At 43.8% G+C, this 17,073-nt stretch carries 17 protein-coding genes; 1 reads left to right on the top strand and 16 read right to left on the bottom strand.

All coding sequences use genetic code 11. From position 1 onward, the window contains the following. Positions 1-18: 18 nt before the first annotated feature. The 7 genes from pheA to C0033_RS11390 all read right to left on the bottom strand — a co-directional run bounded on the left by pheA (position 19) and on the right by C0033_RS11390 (position 8,102). Complete coding sequence (pheA, locus tag C0033_RS11415) at positions 19-1,155, bottom strand: prephenate dehydratase (RefSeq protein ID WP_103228005.1); 1,137 nt, start codon at positions 1,153-1,155, stop codon at positions 19-21. Further along, entirely contained in the window at positions 1,152-1,889 is a 738-nt protein-coding gene (locus C0033_RS11410) for a lysophospholipid acyltransferase family protein (protein ID WP_103228004.1), read from the bottom strand. Before C0033_RS11410 ends, pheA begins: the two co-directional genes overlap by 4 nt. Before the next feature lie 426 nt (positions 1,890-2,315). Next, the gene (locus C0033_RS11405; protein WP_103228003.1) at positions 2,316-2,771 is read right to left on the bottom strand and encodes a hypothetical protein; all 456 of its coding nucleotides are present in this window, start codon (positions 2,769-2,771) and stop codon (positions 2,316-2,318) included. A gap of 620 nt (positions 2,772-3,391) precedes the next feature. Continuing rightward, the gene (locus C0033_RS11400) at positions 3,392-4,711 is read right to left on the bottom strand and encodes a hypothetical protein (RefSeq protein WP_146043758.1); all 1,320 of its coding nucleotides are present in this window, start codon (positions 4,709-4,711) and stop codon (positions 3,392-3,394) included. A 344-nt stretch (positions 4,712-5,055) separates the two neighbouring features. Continuing rightward, positions 5,056-7,092: a hypothetical protein gene (locus C0033_RS11395; protein ID WP_103228001.1), complete on the bottom strand. Its 2,037-nt coding sequence runs from the start codon at positions 7,090-7,092 to the stop codon at positions 5,056-5,058. 409 nt (positions 7,093-7,501) lie between these two features. Beyond that, complete coding sequence (locus C0033_RS27035; protein ID WP_180994685.1) at positions 7,502-7,675, bottom strand: hypothetical protein; 174 nt, start codon at positions 7,673-7,675, stop codon at positions 7,502-7,504. A 43-nt stretch (positions 7,676-7,718) separates the two neighbouring features. Continuing rightward, complete coding sequence (locus C0033_RS11390) at positions 7,719-8,102, bottom strand: type II toxin-antitoxin system HicB family antitoxin (protein WP_103228000.1); 384 nt, start codon at positions 8,100-8,102, stop codon at positions 7,719-7,721. Positions 8,103-8,313: 211 nt separating this feature from the next. Here C0033_RS11390 and C0033_RS11385 point away from each other — a divergent pair, with 211 nt between their 5' ends. Continuing rightward, on the top strand, positions 8,314-8,502 hold the full coding sequence (locus C0033_RS11385; RefSeq protein WP_103227999.1) for a hypothetical protein: 189 nt from the start codon (positions 8,314-8,316) through the stop codon (positions 8,500-8,502). A 519-nt stretch (positions 8,503-9,021) separates the two neighbouring features. On the opposite strand, the gene cls is transcribed toward C0033_RS11385, so the two are convergent. From cls to C0033_RS11340, 9 genes are read right to left on the bottom strand one after another with little or no spacing between them, the layout of a single operon-like run. Beyond that, positions 9,022-10,527, bottom strand: a complete 1,506-nt coding sequence (gene cls, locus C0033_RS11380) for a cardiolipin synthase (protein WP_103227998.1) — start codon at positions 10,525-10,527, stop codon at positions 9,022-9,024. 1 nt (position 10,528) lies between these two features. Then, positions 10,529-12,025 (bottom strand): GspE/PulE family protein, encoded by a 1,497-nt coding sequence (locus C0033_RS11375; RefSeq protein ID WP_103227997.1) that lies wholly within the window; start codon positions 12,023-12,025, stop codon positions 10,529-10,531. Continuing rightward, positions 12,022-12,585, bottom strand: coding sequence for a hypothetical protein (locus C0033_RS11370; protein WP_103227996.1), 564 nt, complete (start codon positions 12,583-12,585; stop codon positions 12,022-12,024). The genes C0033_RS11375 and C0033_RS11370 overlap by 4 nt, the downstream gene beginning before the upstream one ends. Beyond that, positions 12,563-12,919: a prepilin-type N-terminal cleavage/methylation domain-containing protein gene (locus C0033_RS11365; protein WP_103227995.1), complete on the bottom strand. Its 357-nt coding sequence runs from the start codon at positions 12,917-12,919 to the stop codon at positions 12,563-12,565. Before C0033_RS11365 ends, C0033_RS11370 begins: the two co-directional genes overlap by 23 nt. Next, entirely contained in the window at positions 12,897-13,394 is a 498-nt protein-coding gene (locus C0033_RS11360; RefSeq protein WP_103227994.1) for a hypothetical protein, read from the bottom strand. Before C0033_RS11360 ends, C0033_RS11365 begins: the two co-directional genes overlap by 23 nt. Next, complete coding sequence (locus tag C0033_RS11355) at positions 13,391-13,957, bottom strand: hypothetical protein (RefSeq protein WP_103227993.1); 567 nt, start codon at positions 13,955-13,957, stop codon at positions 13,391-13,393. The genes C0033_RS11360 and C0033_RS11355 overlap by 4 nt, the downstream gene beginning before the upstream one ends. After that, a complete protein-coding gene (gene pilM, locus C0033_RS11350) occupies positions 13,954-15,390 on the bottom strand; it encodes a pilus assembly protein PilM (RefSeq protein ID WP_103227992.1) in 1,437 nt (478 codons plus the stop codon). The genes C0033_RS11355 and pilM overlap by 4 nt, the downstream gene beginning before the upstream one ends. Before the next feature lie 21 nt (positions 15,391-15,411). Next, positions 15,412-16,599, bottom strand: coding sequence for a type II secretion system F family protein (locus C0033_RS11345; protein WP_103227991.1), 1,188 nt, complete (start codon positions 16,597-16,599; stop codon positions 15,412-15,414). 1 nt (position 16,600) lies between these two features. After that, complete coding sequence (locus C0033_RS11340; RefSeq protein WP_180994684.1) at positions 16,601-17,065, bottom strand: A24 family peptidase; 465 nt, start codon at positions 17,063-17,065, stop codon at positions 16,601-16,603. Positions 17,066-17,073 lie beyond the last annotated feature (8 nt).

Genomic DNA, 17,073 nt, shown 5'->3' with positions numbered 1-17,073 from the left:
AATTCCTGCCCTTTATCCTTAATAATTGCCTAAAATTCTGAAATAGCTGGCCTCTTCTGAAATCCCTTTCAGCGAATTCTGTACGGAAGCATCGCTTAATTTCCCTTCGATATCCACAAAGAAACGGTATTCCCAATTCTTGCCTATAATCGGCCGGGACTCTATCATCACCATGTTCACGCCGTTATAGATGAAATTGCCCAGCATATTGTAAAGCGTTCCGCTGTGGTGAGGCAGTTCAAAACAGATACTGACTTTCTTGGAATCTTCACGGAAAATCCTGTTTTTACAGAGAACAACGAATCTGGTGGTATTATTCTTATTGTGATTGATGCATTCTTTCAGCACTTGAAGCCCATAGAGTTGTCCGGCTATAACGCTGGCAACAGCAGCCTGGGTCCTATCCTGGTCGTCGATCACCTTTTTCGCCGCCACCGCATTGTTGGGCATACTGATCTGGCGCCATTGGCGGTTGCCGTTCAGATATTCGGAACACTGCATCAGGCTTTGGGGATGGGAATAAACGGTTTGAATATCCTCAATGCCGGCGCCCGGAACGCCTAAAAGCGCATGATTGATCGGAAGCATAATCTCCGCTACAATGGTGTTGTCATATTTAATCATCAGGTCATAGGTGTCGATCACCGCGCCTGCGGATGAATTTTCAATGGGGATCACCGCATAATCGGCTTCGCCGTCCTGAACCGCTTTCATGGCATCCTCAAACATGGGGACATGATAAGCATTCACATCGTCTCCAAAATAGGAAAGCGTGGCCGCATGGCTGTAAGCCCCTTCCAATCCCTGATATACGACGCGGATATCCTCTGACGGAAGTTTTTCCACCTGGGAAAATCCCATCTCAAGCGACTGTCCGTGCTGTTCCAACAGCTGATACTGAAGTCTTCTGCTGATAGTCATAATCTGGGAAAACAGCTCTTCGGCGGCCTTTTTATTAAATTCTCCGTGTGCCATACCGGTCACCGCCGCTATCTTCTGCTGCTCCCTCTCTTTATCAAATACGGCCTTGCCCGTTTCAATCTTAAATTCCGCCACATCTGCACAAAGCTGCATCCGTTTTTCAAACAATTCTATGATCTGGGCGTCGATCACGTCTAACTGGCCCCTTATCTCCTGTAAATTCAACTCTTTCATGCGTTCAGTTCCTTTTCTAACATTTCTTCAATTACGCCTCTCGTATAAGCTCCTGCCCTCTTTCTCTGTTCCGGCTCCAATTCTTTTATCATGATCGGAGCACCAAACTGAATGGTAACATTGGAAGGACGGATAAATGGAAGATGGTTTTCAAATATCTCTGCCGTTCCGGTCAATGCCACCGGAATCACCGGACAGCCTGACTTTTCTGCTATTTTAAGGCTTCCCTCTTTAAATTCCATCATTTCCCGCACATCTTTATTCCTGTTTCTGGTTCCTTCCGGGAAAATCCAGATGGAAATTCCGCTCTTTACCTTTTCAATTCCGGTTAAAATGGTTTTGAGCCCTTCTTTCATATTCTTTCTGTCCAGAAACAGGCAGTTCACATTATTCATCCAATCCGACAACAGCGGATAGCGGAGCATCTCTTTCTTAGCCACAAAACCGGTCAGTCCCGGCACCGTCACATATCCGGTTAAAATATCAAAGTAGCTTCTGTGATTTCCCACATATAAAACCGCCTTATCCTTTGGTATATTATCTAATCCTTTAACAGTAATCCGAACCCCGGCCAGCACCAGGATAAAGCGGAATACTCTCTGTACGATTCTGAGACACTGTTCGTCTCTTTTCTTCGGACTTATCTTTCCAACAACCGCCTCAAACAGGAGAAGCGGGATGCTGAGAATTAAAAATACAATTACGGTAAGCGCCACCAATATAAACCTTATCATTTTCTTCTCTTCCTTCTGTGTAATTTTAAGCATTTATTCACTTTGATTATATGCTGATATCCTTCTTTCGTCAACGATTCTGGCGCTCTGAGTTTTCGTATTTTACGTTGGCGTAACGATTCACTGCCCCAAGGGCCCCGGCAGTATGGCCAGGCTCCGGCGGTTTCCATGGTCTTTCCCGTGACTTTGCAGGGCATTAGCGATTCTTAACGCGCAGAATTTTTCGTTCAAGGGAAATATCCACCTGTTTAAGTGTAACGAGTTTGGATATTTCCCTTGGTTTTTAGAAAAATACTGCACGTTTAGAATCGTTTATGCCCGAAACCGGAACGGGAAAAACCATGGAAACCGCCGGAGCCTGGCCATACCGCCGGGGCCCTTGGGGCAGTGAATCGTTATACATTATCTGCTAACGTTAATCTGAATTTAACCTCCTTTTCTCTTTGTAATCCGTTCAAACAGCAGACCTGTCCCAAACCACAGCGGCGCAAAATCCAATCGGATTAGCCCATGGATATTGGTATGACGTCCCGTATAATCCCAAGGGCAGATTCCTTTCGCCCTGAGCCAGGACCCCGAAATATACTCCGCCACAAAGATCAGAACCATATAAAACATCCCATGACGCACAGCCCGGTCCGTCGCATTCAGCCCGTCCGCCTGCAAATCGGGAATCCACTTATCCAACAAATTACCTATCGGCCCTAAAAACGCGCCCATTCCGTAAATCGGAAACATCAAAAGCGACGTCTTTCCCATCAACCTCCAATCCCCGGCCATAATCGATTCCACCGAAGTAAATATAACTTCCAGACACCATCCTGCGACCCCGCACTTAAAAAAATTAATCGGCAATTTTTCAATCTCTTTTATTTTTTCCATGCTACATAGTATGCGCTTTAAAACCCCTTGCTTATTCACGTATTCGATCAATTCTTTTTTAGTTAACTAAGAAACGCCGGAAAGAAGGGGAAATCTGGGCGGGCGGCGGAAAGGATAAAAGAATTGGTGGATGGAGTAGTTTTTTACATCAACCGTGAAGGGATTTTCGGAAATGCCTATGCACCAATATTGTTTTTAACCTGGCCAGCGTAAACCAGCCCGGAATCGGGCGGTGAAGCCGGAAGGAGACGATTGAAGGGGGAGCCGGGCTGCCGAAGGAAGATACAGCCAAAGGGGATCGTATGGAACCCCTTTAGAACTACTTAGACCCGGAAGAACAGAACGAGGCAGGTAGAACCTGATTTCGGTGTCAGGTTCTAAAGCGCCGCTGAGCAGCGAAGTCATAAAGAGTTCACTGCGAATGGCGCTGGCCTGCCTCGTTCTGTTCTTACGGGTCTTAGTAGTTCTTAGGGGCAAATCCCGAATCCCCTTTGGCTGTATCTTCCTTCGGCGGCCCGGCTTCCCCCTTCAATCGTCTCCTTCCGGCTTCTCCGCCCGATTCCGGGCGTGCCTTTCGCCCTCCCCGTTAAATAACAACTTTGATGCATCAGTCTATTTAATCAGGCTTGGTAGGAATAGATATTTTCGAGGATTTTAATTATATCTCTATTTTTATTATCTTCAGGCTTGAGGCTTCTGCTGTTCTTGTCCCCAAAATAAACACACAGCCAAAACGCTTTATACAATTCTGTTACTGAAACGCGTTCGCGCACGCAGCTGTCAGAGTGGCCGAGTGCAGAAATTAAGGCGAATGGATCTTCCTTTTCCGGCAGTCTCATTTGTCCCGAATAGTTCTGTGGGATAGCGTTTTCGACGTTTTGGTATGTATTACGGTATTCTTTATGCATTATTTCTTCTATATCCAGCGTTTGATAGGCAACCGTATTATATCCAAAAAAGTCAACTAGTTTTTCTTCCTCCTTGCGGAATGCATTTTGATCCTTAATACTAAATTTGCCCACGTCAAAAATGCCCTTCATAGAAAGCAGAAATGCGAAAGAAGCAAATTGAATGTCAATGCCCTTTATCCCCTGGTGCGCCATCCAATTTCTTGTCAGCCGCATAACTGCATAATATGCAAATTCGTAATAGCTGCTGCTGATTCCATTATTAACTTTGGGCCTTTCTATGCTTTCCCAAATTGAGGAAACCGTATCGACGATATTACCTGCATATATCAATTTGTTTTCTTGGGTTTTCAGGCCTGGAAAGTCGGTAACATTTCTAATGATGTTTTGAAGAAACTGCTTAATCGTTTCTTCTGTTATCGTGCTGTCTTCATCATTATAGATGCGCTGTTTTGCTAAAAAACTGCTGACATTTCCATGAATATTATTTTGCAAAATGCAGCACATATTTATGATTATGCGTTTAGCGATTGTAACGTCGTCCAATCTGGAATCTTTCCATTCTGTAAACAGCCAGCATTTTTTCTGACTTTCATCTGTAGGCTTTTCAAATGCAGGCGGCATTTTTAATCCGATCATCTCAAATTGGTTTCTTACGCTGCAGTATTTCAAGCCTTTCCTTTTTTGTTCCGGAACGCCACTGTTGATTTTTTCCTGGATTGTGTTTAGTTTTTTGATTTCAGAATTGATTTTTTCCGGGGTGAGGCCGGAAATAAGTTCGTCGCAGGTAACAATTCTTAGTTTTTCATCTATTATTTCCAGCTTCTTTTCTACAATACCTTCTTCTGAAAACAAATCCAGGTACCGCGTCTTATACAATGCCTTCTCGCGGCCGGACAGTGGTTCCTCATATTTTACTTTGGTCATTAATTCTTTTAATGTATTAACCGCGCTTAAATCTTCGTCATCGATATTGGCAGAAATGAAAGCGATATTATTCCAGTTGTAACCATAGCGGTATACCAATGCCATGAACAGTAGGATTCCCGACGATGCGTCTTTCATCACGTCGGAATTTGAATATTTTTCAAACATATTTTTCGTTATGATGTCTGCAAAATAGGTTTCATAGATATCGCTTTCAGTCATGACGCTGTCTTCGCTCAAAACAGGGAAACGTATATCTAATAGGACAGCATCGAAATTACTTCGGTTTTCATAATTATCCAGGTATTTTAAAGCGTCCTCCAATGAGTACAGCAATATATTATCTTCAATATCAAAATATTCCTGCCACACCTCCTGCTTATCCCATTGATCTTCACTGTCATCCCCAAAATCTTCCACCCATAGGTATCTCATACGCTTTTGCCCTCCTATGCTCTGTATACTAACCGCCTGTCCAATTTAATACATACAGAATATTGATTCTCTTCCGTTTTGCACACGATTCCTTCCCTTATACTGCTTCCAAAATTGATTTTATCGATTACCTTAGAAAGTGTTTTTATTCCTTTGCCACCTTTTCGGGCTTGACGATTGCTGCAATTATTGGTTTCATATATGGACATGCTTTGGAAATCGCCTGCTAACTCTATTTTGGCATCTCCCATTCCATGCAGTAAGATATTGGTTATCAGTTCAACCATGATTTCTGTCATTTGAGCTGCTGCAAAGCTTTCCTTATCCAATCTCACCGCTTTCCATTCATCAGAAATTTTCAAACTGATGGTCAGAAGGTTTTCATTTACCCATTCCAGCAGTTTTTCATTATCCTTGTCCCTCTTCAAAAATCTTTCCGTGTATTCTTCCCTCAGATCGTCGATATTTTCAAACTTGGAGCGGCATTTTTTCATCCTTCTGCTTGTATCGATATCCTCCATCATTAATCTGAGGATTACCATATCGAGGCTTTCGTACAAAATATGCTCTATGCCGACAATTCCGTCTTCTTTTGGGGAATCTATCACTAAAAATCCTTTTTTAAATTCTTTTCGCACGGTCTCTCTGTCCGCTGAAATCGAATACTGAAGCAGCTGTATTCCATGTTTCAAGGTCTGCTCGCTGTTATATGCCCTTAATAGTTTATTCGCCATGGTGATTGAATCATCATCTTCTTTGCCAAGGAGCGCTTCCGCTACTTCTTTTACGATTTTAGGATAGGATATATGTTTCCAGCTATGTGCATAGTAATCCATCATATCGATTTTCTCTTCATTTAAAGCTTCAATCTCTTTGTTCTTCTGCAGAAGCTCCCGGTTGGATACGAATATCTTATATCTTCCCAAAATGTAATTCTTACTGATTGAATCATATGGAACTGCGGGTAAGTGTAAAAAAGAATACCGATACAATACAGAAGAATCAGCTTGCGGATATGGCAGCACTTCAAATTTAGCATTCTCTTTTCGTTCATCGTCTGAACTTAAAAGCATATATCCGAGTTTTTCATACATGAAAGTTGTGTTTAGGTAAGTATTGCTGCTATTAACCGCACCTTCTGTTAATACTTCTGCGACTTCGCTGAAACAGTCTAACATCTTTGACTGCATCTCGATCATACTATCTGCTACATCATCCGGAAATTCAGTTTGGCCTGGCTGAAGGTTAAATTGGTACTTTTCGCTGCACTCTTTACTAAAATCCATTATCAATTTTACTGCTTGATCGAATCCATACTTATCGCTGATTGCATCATACAGATTATCGACGCCAACCTCATCGATATCCACTTCAAGTTCTTCCAATATCTTCTTTAAATACCACGTTACCATCTGCGTCATGTGATCTTTACCGGAAGTACAGCAAATATAGGGCATAGGGCTTTTATCCATCAGTGGGTAGTTTTTTACTTCCTGAATCGCAAAATCCTTCCACTCGTCCGACAAATTTTCGTAGTATTTCCAAACATTTTCTTCCATCAGATTTGATATATGTTTATCCGTTGCAATCGCATATGTCAGTTCCGACATTCCTTTTACAAACAAATACATGTTTGCAGCAGTGCATTTATCATCTACTTCATACGCCGATTCAAACCATCTGTAATCCTGTGTGGTAATTCCCTTATAGATGCAAAAAACGATGTCTTTATCATCACGCGTGGTAAAAAACGAGTTCAGTCCAAAATCCTTTTTCTGTAAAACAAAATCAAATCCTTCTTCGATATAGTAATTGCAAAATGCAGCTGCCAGCACATAGAAGTCATCTTCATCAAGAATTCTTTTTCCTTCATTAAGGATTTTAATCATTTGCGCATGATCCAACTCCACCCTTTCTATTGGCATAGAGTGGGAACAGTAATCGATTACGCCGAATTCATCTCCTTCACAATTCTCTACCGTAAATTCTTCCGATCTCGCTTCAAATATATCAGTTAATCTATCCACTAATTTCCTGAGTTTTTCGTTCATATCAAGACTCCCCTTACATGAAATGCCGCCATGGTTACCTTTATTCACTAAACGCAGAGATGATACTGGCAATGCCGCCAATCACTTTACAAGTTACTTTTACCACCTTAATTATGCCCATCAGTAACCATCCCTCCTACTCATTATCAAATATCTCTATTACCGCTATCACAGCTCTCGCAATATTTTTAACAATTCTGCTCACATCTTCAAATTCCATTATACATACCTCCTGCCTGCAAAAACTCCCGCCCAACATCATACACATCCAAACTTCCGGCCGGATCAAATATTTCTATTATCATTACCATCCTCCCTCATGCGCAGTCAACCAGCTCTCTAAATACTTTATCAAACACAAAAAGGGAAAATTACACCGGCCCCAATCTCTGACCGGTGTAATTCTGCATTAATCGGAAAACAGCCCCGCAATACTCCCCAGAGCGCCGCCAAGCGTTGCGCCTAAACCGGATGTAACGGGACCGCCAAGCGCTCCAATTGCCGCTCCGATGCTTCCTCCTATCGCGGCCCCAGTTGCTCCGCCTGTCAATACATCTCCACATTTGTCTTTAAAATCTGACATATCCATACCTCCTGAATTGAAATTTAACAGCTCCATAATTGTATTAATTTTCAATTCCCAATTCAGATTTAATCCCCTTTACCAGAGCCGCCGAGTAATTTACTGAATTTTTCTTGGCTAAAATATCTAACCATTCCGGTATTGTTACTGATTTCCTAACATATACTTCCTTGGCCATATTTTTGAAAAACGGCATCCAAACCTGAATGTAAATAACACCCTCCATTAAAAATGATGCTTCAGGCAGCTCACGTTTTTCTTCCAAATATCCAAGAATGCTGATTGCCAATGCCTCCTGCGCTGTTTTCAGCGCCTCGTCTGTCGAAGATGCTTCTGCGATAATTTCCGGGAAATCTAAAAAAGTAATTTCAATATTCCCCTGTTCTGTTTTTGTAAATACTGCCGGATATACGTAATTCTCTTTCATATTCTCTCCAATGCATATTGTAATGCGTATCATTGTTATAATGCGTATTGTAATACGTATTACAGTATTTGTCAATGCTTTTTATCTTTTGTCCGGATTTTTTCTTGATTTTTATAAAATTAAATCCTATACTAGATGTGAATATGCACGATCCGTAAACGTAGTAGAACCTTATTGTAACTATTAACTGTTTACAAAAAGGAGAATGCATATGAATTTTACATCACTTAATAATCTTGTTACAGAAAATGGTTGGACGCTTGTTCGCCAGTTGGGAAATGTTTACCAATACAAAAATAAAGAAACAGAAAAAGTATTTACCCTTTCTGTTTCCTCCACTTCCCCTGTTCCAACAAGCGTAATAAACCGACTATATAAAATAACTGGACTGACTCTATAAAGAGTTAGCCCAGTTATTTTATCTCTTACCAACAATTCTATTTCACCTCATTTTTACATTAACCCTCAAAGCATTTTCAAAAATGCCTTCACCCTTTACTTTAAATCCCTTACTAAGCCAGTACACAGCCAAGCCGGAGGGACGGCGGGATGGATGGAAGCCGGAAGGCCGGAACGGGCGGCGCCGCGGAACGGATGGAATGGCCGCAGAGTGCAGCGGCGGAAAACCATTTGGAGTGATTCGGAAGATGTTAGAGAAAAAAGCGGCTGATTCAGGGATGGGACATGGAATATCATTCCATGTTCCAAAAGCAACGCGGAGGAAAAATTCTTCAGAATTTCTTCCGTAGCTTTGCTTGTGCCCTGAATCAGCCGCTTTTTTCTCTTACATCTTCCCATCACGGAAACTGGTTTTCCGCCGCTGCACTCTGCGGCCATTCCATCCGTTCCGCGGCACCGCCCGTTCCGGCCTTCCGGCTTCCATCCATCCCGCCGTCCCTCCGGCTTGGCGTCCCCACCGCTACAAAAGCGGTGACAGAAGTCTGCTGCACTGCTCCTTCATGCGAATCCAAAGGCTTCTCTGTGCATAAAGCTCCTTCGTCACCTCATTACAATGCATCAGATCGTCAATAAAGAACTGTTCCAGCCGTTCTGTAGTCTCCTCATCATAAATGGTAGCATTCACTTCAAAGTTCAATTCAAAACTCCTGATATCCATATTGGCGGTTCCATAACAGCTCACCCGGCTGTCCACCATCACACCCTTTGCATGAAGAAATCCGTTTTCATACGTATAGCACCGTGCTCCGGCGGCCAGAAGATCGCCCACATAGGAATACGTCGCCCAATAGACAAAGGGGTGGTCAGGTTTGCAGGGAATCATCAGGCGCACATCCACGCCCGACTCCGCCGCAATCCTCAGGGCGGATAATATGGCGTCATCCGGAACAAAGTAAGGGGTCTGGATGTAGATGTGTTTTCTCGCCTTATGAAACAGCTGCAGATAATTGTTGCGGATCTGGCGGTTGGCCGCGTCCGGGCCGCTGGCGATGATCTGGACTCCGATGGGGTCCCTGCCCGGCTTTGGATGTTCCGGGTAGATCATACCGATTCCGTCGCGGAAGCTGTCAAAATAAGCCGCCTTTTTAAACAGATTCTCCTTCGTCGCATAGTTCCAGTCCAGGGCAAAACGGATCTGGAGGCTGAGGACCGATCCGCCGTACAGTTTAAGATGGGTATCTCTCCAATAACCGAATTTGGGATCTTTTGAGATATACTCTTTGCCCACATTGAAGCCGCCCACATATCCCACACTTCCGTCGATTACCACAATCTTTCTGTGGTTTCTGTAATTCATCCTCAGATGGAGACGGCCAAGAAATGCGGGGAAAAATTCCCCTACTTTAATCCCTTCTTTTTTAAGCTCTTCCCATCGGCGTTTGGGCATAAAACGGCCGCCCATTCCGTCGTAAAGGATTCTCACCTCCACGCCTTCCCTCACCTTATCGATCAGGATGGGGACCATGGAATTGAATACCTCGTCATTTTTTATGATGTAATATTGAATATGGATATAATGCCTGGCCTTCTTCATCTCTTCCCTGAGATCGGCGAATTTCTCCACTCCGTCAGTCAATATCTCCACAGAATTGTCCACAGTCAAAACGGCGCCTGAGGTCTCCAAGTTGTAGAGCACCAAATCTTCATAATCTCTGCTCAACGGATCGGATAAGGTCATGGCATAGTTGCGGATTACCTCCTCCTGGGTTTTTACAGAATAGCGGAGGCGGTCCTCCACTTCTTTTACTTTAAACATCTTGCTTTTATGGAAATCCTGGCATAAAAGCAGATAGAACACAAATCCAAAAATCGGGATAAAATAAAGGGCCAAAAGCCACGTCCAGACCGCTTTTGGATCACGTCTCTGGAAAAATACGATGATCACAGAAAGGAGCAAATTGATATAAAGCAGATGTTCCATCATCCACGCCCATACAGTTCCTATTCCATTAATCAGTTCGCTCATATCAAACACCTCCCTGCGTACTGTAATTGACTCTTTCCATCTCCTCCATGCTGATGATTCCCTGTTCAACCAGCTTACGGGCCTCATCCTGCAGCGTTTTCATATGAATTACATTTTTTACATAAGCGTTTAATTCCCCAAAGGATTTTCTGTCTGAGATCAGATTCCGGAAGCCTTCGTCGATTTCCAGAATCTCAAAGATTGCCACTCTGCCCTTGTATCCGGTGTTGTCACAAAAGCTGCATCCTTTTCCTCTGTAGCTTATTATGCCGGAATCAGGGTCCTCATACGGCTCTTTACAGTGGGGACAGATTTTCCGTACCAAGCGCTGTGCCACCACGCCGGTCAGTGCAGCCGACAGCATATAGGGCGGAAGTCCCATGTCTTCCAGCCTGATCACTGAGGATACCGCATTATTGGTATGAAGTGTGGAAAATACAAGATGACCGGTGAGCGCAGCCCTGGCGGAGACTTCCGCAGTCTCCCTGTCTCTGGTTTCACCTACCATTATAATATCCGGGTCCTGTCTTAACAGTGCGCGGAGGCAGGAGCCGAATGTGATTCCGGCCTTTTCATTGATCTGAATCTGATTTATTTTGGAAACATTTTTCTCAATTGGATCTTCAATCGTTGAGATATTGACCGGACGGTTGGCAAGATATTGTAAGATGGAATACAGGGTAGTGGTCTTTCCGCTTCCTGTTGGACCGGTGACATAGATGATGCCGCTTGGATGTTTTAACAAACGCAGCATCTTCTGGTAATTTCCCTCATCCATACCAAATGTATCATTGTGGTCAATCACCGTATTGGTAGTCAGAAATCTGAGAACTCCCTTTTCTCCGTAAGCGGTCGGGATAAATGAGACTCTGACGTTCACCTCATAATTGTTTAATGTGATCTTAAAATGGCCGTCCTGAGGGCGGCGTTTCTCTGCGATATCCATCTGTGCCAGAATCTTGGTTCTGGCAACCAGGCCCTGATGGATGACGGAAGACAGCGTCATATACGGAAGCAGCATTCCGTCTCTTCTCATTCTTACCGTTGTTCCCGTCTCAAACGGTTCCAGGTGAATATCGCTGACATTGGTATTATATGCCCGAATCAGCAAATTATTAAGGAGGCGCACAATAGGCGCCTGGTCATCCAGATTGCCTGTATCCGGCTGGATGAATATATTCTCAGGCGGAACCGCATTCCAAACCGCATGATCGGCGGCAATTCTTAAATCTATTTCCGAATAATATAACTCTATGGCATGGTCGATGTCTTCTTTGTCCGCCTGAACCAGCTTGAGTTCCATATTTGTCACCAGCCTGATATCCTCAATCGCATATAAATTCATGGGATCGCAAACTGCAACCGTAAGGCAGCCTCCGTCGGAAGCGATGGCGATTACGCTGTATTTCTGGGCAATCTGCTTAGGAATCTTCTCCACTGCCAGTTCATCTACGTGATATGCCGGCAAATCTACGCGGTCTATTCTGTACTTCATCATGGTCCTTCCTCCCTATAGCTGATATAAACAGCCTGGTCACTTGAATCCACGTATTTTTTCATATCCCCATTCATTATATAGCGGATTTTACCGCCGCTAATCCCCACGTTGACTAATTTTACCACAATATCGGAGGAATATAAAGACTTCCCTTTCCCGTCTTCCATCTTTATCGTAACCCGGAATACATCCGCCGGCGCGTCATTTTCATTTTCCGGTATGCTGCATACAAGCTTTTTATCATGGTAAAAGCTGTCGTTATAGAGTTCTTCCCCATCCAAAAGAACGTGACCGTTTTCTGAAAACTGGAACACATGGCACTCTTCTTCCGGCTCCACACCAACTGATACATATCTTGCAAATGTGATCTTGTCGGAGATCAGCCTGCACACGGAATCCGTAATCATCTGGTTTTCCGACTGTTCGGCGTATTTCGTGAAGCTGCCGGATGCAGCAAAAAAGACAGCAGTGCCGGCGCCCAGCAATATGAGCGCGATCATAAGGCCGGCCAGCAGTTCTACTGTCGTCATTCCTTCTTTACCTTTCATTTTGTAACTCATCACTTTTCTCCTGAGAACCTTCCCTTTGACGTTCATCCCCGGCTAAAACACGGAGAGGTCCATAACGTTTTATGGTTACGGTAATTCCAAGGTCCGTTCCTCCCGGCCGGTCCAGGCTCAACTGCGCCTGCTCTGTTTCATCGGGAACTTTGCCGTATTCCAGCGACAGCACGGACTGTTCCGTTTCCTGCTTTAATTTTCTCCCTCTTTCCATCATCTTGGCAGACATGGAAAAGCACTGCAGGGTCAAAAGCGCAAGGATCATTAAAACTACTCCGGCCGCCATCACTTCAACCAGAGAACTTCCTCTATTATTCTTCCAGTATTTCCCCATTCCCATTTTCTCCGTTTCTGTATCCCAACAGTCTCCATACGGACTCATCCAAAGAGGAGTTTTCGTCTCCCATAACCCCCTGCCTATGCAAAACCGCTTCTACTGTCTGTTCCTGATTCTTTAAGGTTACAGTTACTTTTAATTCAAGGATATCCTCTTCCTCGTCATATTTAAGGCGCAGAATACAGATTCCCATCTCTTCCGGCAGGCCAAGAATCTCTGTTTCCTCTCCGGTGAAAAGCTGATCCCATACAGCTTTTATAATCCCCGACTCTTCACCGTACACAATTTCATCCGCCAGCGCCGCGGCCACGCTTCTGGCCGTATAAAATGCCTGCTTCCTGTGTTTTTCATTTAAAATTCTGCTGTAATATCCAAACGACATGGTCATCACAGACGTAAGCAAAATCATGAGAACCATCAGCAGAACCATAAAATATCCCAGAACATATCCGTCTTTACCTTTTCCAGTCATTCTAACCTCGATTTCTCTGCCATCATATAACATACAATCTCAATATTAAATGTTTCTTCCCCACCCGTCGGGTTCACGGTAAATGATGTGATGATCAAATCTTTTCTGTCCGCCAGCTCATCCAAAAGATTATTAAATTCCTGAGCATTTCCAGTCACTTTAGCATTTATGGTTCCACTGTAAAATACCGGCTCCTGCGATTTCTCCTTCTCATACACCGGTTTGGCATCCTGGATTATCGCTTCCACCAGATTCAAACCGTTCTTTTCAAAATAATATGATATCTTCCGTTCCAATTCATAACTGTTGAGCACGGGGCCGAACTCTTCCCTCAACTCCATATAATACTGATGATAAGATTCCAACTCCTGTTTTGTATCCTCTGCTTCATTCAGCAGCCGGTCGGCTGTCCTGTATTCTGTCCGGGCCAGCTGGTTGTCCGCTTTGGCCTGAAATAAAGCGGCTTCTGACGGAAGTTCCATCAAATAATATCCTATTCCTGTCAGCAATGCAATGACTGCCAGAAAAATAAGATATTTCTCTCTTACCGTCAGTTTTTTCATAGGCCGCTCCTCTCTGACGTTTTCTTAATTATGCATTCCATATAGAAGCAATAAAGCCCTTTCTTTTCCACTCTATGATAGCCGGCGCGTTCAAAAACGCCGGTTTCTTCTAAACGGGAGGCAAATTCCGCCCCTTCTTCCAGTTCCTCCATCAGCGCAGTAAATGTCAGCTGTCCATTCATATAATGAAAATCACGGAATGATACCCTGCCTTCTCCTGATGCTTCAATCACTTCCATGATGTCTCCGCTGATCCTCGGATATTCTTCCATAACCGCGGATTCGCTTTCCATATACTCTTCAAACTCTTTCCACGCAGCAAGCTCGCTGCTTTCCTCCCTAGCCTCTGCCAGAAGCTCTGCATTTGCCGGATCATCCATAATCCTGTAAATTCCGGCGGTTTCTTTTTGAAGCCGCCTCGTTTCATTCAACCTCACACAGTACCGGCCGATGAACAGGCAGGCGACAGCCAGCAAAACGGCATGGCCAATTGCCCTGTGATATATTTCCTTCATTTCATTCGCACTTTTACGACGTGATGCTGTGATGAGATTCAGACATTTTTTATGATCACGGCTAATCAGATTACCGGATGCAAATAGATAGCTGCTCACATCCTCCCCGATCCCGTCTGCATGAAGTTCCAGACTGGCTGCGCTGACGCCCAAAGAAGTTTTAACCGAGGGATATAAATTCTCCTTTTCCCGATCGGATAATCCGCAAAGGTAAATATGTTCGATTTTGACGTCCTTATTCTGGCTTTCTCCAAACCGTTTTACAACGCCCATCTGTCCCATGATCTCAATACAGATTTCCTCTGTCTCCCGTTCTGAGACCAGTCTCAATCTGCTGGTATAAACATATTTTCCTTTTACATAGAGGGAAGAAATCATATTTCTGCCGTCCAAAACCGCCAGAATATATGTATTTCCCTTTAAAAGAGGAAGGGTTTCTGAAAAAATGGCCACGGAATTTAAGGCGGCGTCAACTGTTTTCACAATCAGGCCGCAATGGCGGAACATTCTGAAATAACCTTCCACTATTTTCCGCTGGACTGCGGCGCAGAGAATACTTTCCTGATTGATTCTTCCGTAATCATAAATCATATCCTCTTCGCCATTTACCAGAAAACTCTTCAATTCCTTTTTGGCAATTTCAAGAAGAGATTTCTCCGACATGGAAGGCACTTTCATCATTTTCGTAATTATTTTATTGCTGCCCAAAACAAGATGGACCCGGCCGGCATAACGGCGGTAAGTCTTTGCAATCATTTTCAGTACATCGGTAAAAGCTTCCTGATCGGTGATAACGTCATTGATCAAAGTACCTTTTGGAAGCTCATAGGTCTTACAGGTCTTGATCCATAGTTGTTTTCTGCATTTTCCAAGCACTACTTTAATATTATCTTCACCCAGATATATGATTAATTTCATTTGTATGTCAAAAAGGGCCTCCTATCCCATCATTTCGTAATATTGATAAATCGGAAGTATAACCGACACCATCACATATCCTGTCATAACTGCAATCAATACGATCATTATGGGTTCGATTAATACGGTCAGGCGCTTGGAGGCCGCTTCAGCTTCATAATCAAAACTGTCCGCCACATGAACCAGCATATCCTCCAGTTCTCCCGATTCCTCTCCAATAAAAATGCCTGTGATAAGTTTTTCATCCAGACCGTTAATTCCGGCCAAAGACGAGGCCAGGGATACTCCGTTGCTCAGATCATCCATCACCGGTTTGAATTGTTTCTCCAAAAACCGGTTGTTCAAAACAAGAAATGCGGAACTTACGGCGGATATCAACGGCACTCCGCTTCCATACAGGGAATTCAGGGTTCTTGCAAATCTGGCCGTATAGATCACTCTCATCAGACGCCCCACAACCGGAGCGGTAAGAATCACCTTATCCCTCCACAAATGAACCTTTTCATCCTGCCACATATAATAAGCAACCGCAAATAATGCCAGGAAAATCAGGATACACATATTCCCATACTGCAAAAGCATTTTGCTCAATCCCATAAGGATACGGGTGGACAGCGGAATTGTCTCCATGGAATCAAACAAGGTAAAGAACCTGGGTAAAATAACGGTAAATATCATAATCACAGATACAATCAGCATCACCATGAGAAATGCAGGATAAATCATGGCGCCTCCCACCGATTTTCTCAGCCGGTCTTCCCTCTCATAATAATCTGCCAGACGGATCACACTGTCGGAAAGCCTTCCACTCTCTTCTCCGGCCCGTATCATGCTCACCATCAAAGCCGGAAATACTCCTGCCTGTTCCTCCATCGCATCGGATAATGACATTCCTCTCGATAAAAGGCAGAAAAGATTCTCATATACCGCAGCAATTCCTGCATTATGTTCCCTTTGTTTCAAAATATTAACTGCAGACAGAATCTGGATTCCGCTTTTCAGCATCACCGCCATCTGTCTGGAGAAATCAGCCAGCTGATAAGAAGACAGCGGACTCTTCCTTACACGTTTCCTGTCTTCTTTCGCCTTCACAAGAAACAAATCTTCTTCCCTGAGATTCCGGTAAAGCTGGTCTTCATCCTCTGCTTCGGCAGTTCCGTTTATATTCCGTCCATCTATGTCCTTCGCCTTATAATGAAAGCACGCCATTTTACCAGCCTCCCTTCAGCACTCCTGTATACCAATCAATAATTCCACTGCCAAATACGTATGAAATCCAGATGCCCAATGCCAAAAACGGGCCAAACGGAATTCTCCTGCTTCTGTTTCTCCTATCCTTTATCAAAAGTGCCACAGCATAACATCCGCCTGTCAGTACCGCGATGAACATGGCTAACAGAATCCCTTTTGCTCCCAGCAGAAAACCGGCAGCCATACACAGTTTTACATCACCGAATCCAAAACAATTTTTAACCGCACAGTTAAGCAGTATCATGGGCACGCTGATCAGAAAGCACCCGGCCGCCCGTTCTGCCATATTCGGTATTCCTTCCGACGCACATGACCAGACGGCTATGAGTGCAACGGCCACTGTCAGTGAATTGGGAATAATCATCCATTTCCAGTCTATCGCAGAGATCATAAGCAGGATTATGGTCAATAATAATAGTTTCACTGGCATTT

It is taken from the genome of Clostridium sp. chh4-2 (assembly GCF_002899675.1).
Lineage (GTDB): Bacteria > Bacillota > Clostridia > Lachnospirales > Lachnospiraceae > CHH4-2.
The sequence above is the reverse complement of the archived record's forward strand: the minus strand, read 5'-3'. Positions and strand labels throughout refer to the sequence as shown.

Bases quoted from the DNA above. Each gene is read 5' to 3' on its own strand.
- pheA (WP_103228005.1), bottom strand. From the start codon at position 1,155: ATGAAAGAGTTGAATTTACAGGAGATAAGGGGCCAGTTAGACGTGATC.
- C0033_RS11410 (WP_103228004.1), bottom strand. From the start codon at position 1,889: ATGATAAGGTTTATATTGGTGGCGCTTACCGTAATTGTATTTTTAATT.
- C0033_RS11405 (WP_103228003.1), bottom strand. From the start codon at position 2,771: ATGGAAAAAATAAAAGAGATTGAAAAATTGCCGATTAATTTTTTTAAG.
- C0033_RS11400 (WP_146043758.1), bottom strand. From the start codon at position 4,711: ATGGCATTGGTATACCGCTATGGTTACAACTGGAATAATATCGCTTTC.
- C0033_RS11395 (WP_103228001.1), bottom strand. From the start codon at position 7,092: ATGAACGAAAAACTCAGGAAATTAGTGGATAGATTAACTGATATATTT.
- C0033_RS27035 (WP_180994685.1), bottom strand. From the start codon at position 7,675: ATGTCAGATTTTAAAGACAAATGTGGAGATGTATTGACAGGCGGAGCA.
- C0033_RS11390 (WP_103228000.1), bottom strand. From the start codon at position 8,102: ATGAAAGAGAATTACGTATATCCGGCAGTATTTACAAAAACAGAACAG.
- C0033_RS11385 (WP_103227999.1), top strand. From the start codon at position 8,314: ATGAATTTTACATCACTTAATAATCTTGTTACAGAAAATGGTTGGACG.
- cls (WP_103227998.1), bottom strand. From the start codon at position 10,527: ATGAGCGAACTGATTAATGGAATAGGAACTGTATGGGCGTGGATGATG.
- C0033_RS11375 (WP_103227997.1), bottom strand. From the start codon at position 12,025: ATGATGAAGTACAGAATAGACCGCGTAGATTTGCCGGCATATCACGTA.
- C0033_RS11370 (WP_103227996.1), bottom strand. From the start codon at position 12,585: ATGAGTTACAAAATGAAAGGTAAAGAAGGAATGACGACAGTAGAACTG.
- C0033_RS11365 (WP_103227995.1), bottom strand. From the start codon at position 12,919: ATGGGGAAATACTGGAAGAATAATAGAGGAAGTTCTCTGGTTGAAGTG.
- C0033_RS11360 (WP_103227994.1), bottom strand. From the start codon at position 13,394: ATGACTGGAAAAGGTAAAGACGGATATGTTCTGGGATATTTTATGGTT.
- C0033_RS11355 (WP_103227993.1), bottom strand. From the start codon at position 13,957: ATGAAAAAACTGACGGTAAGAGAGAAATATCTTATTTTTCTGGCAGTC.
- pilM (WP_103227992.1), bottom strand. From the start codon at position 15,390: ATGAAATTAATCATATATCTGGGTGAAGATAATATTAAAGTAGTGCTT.
- C0033_RS11345 (WP_103227991.1), bottom strand. From the start codon at position 16,599: ATGGCGTGCTTTCATTATAAGGCGAAGGACATAGATGGACGGAATATA.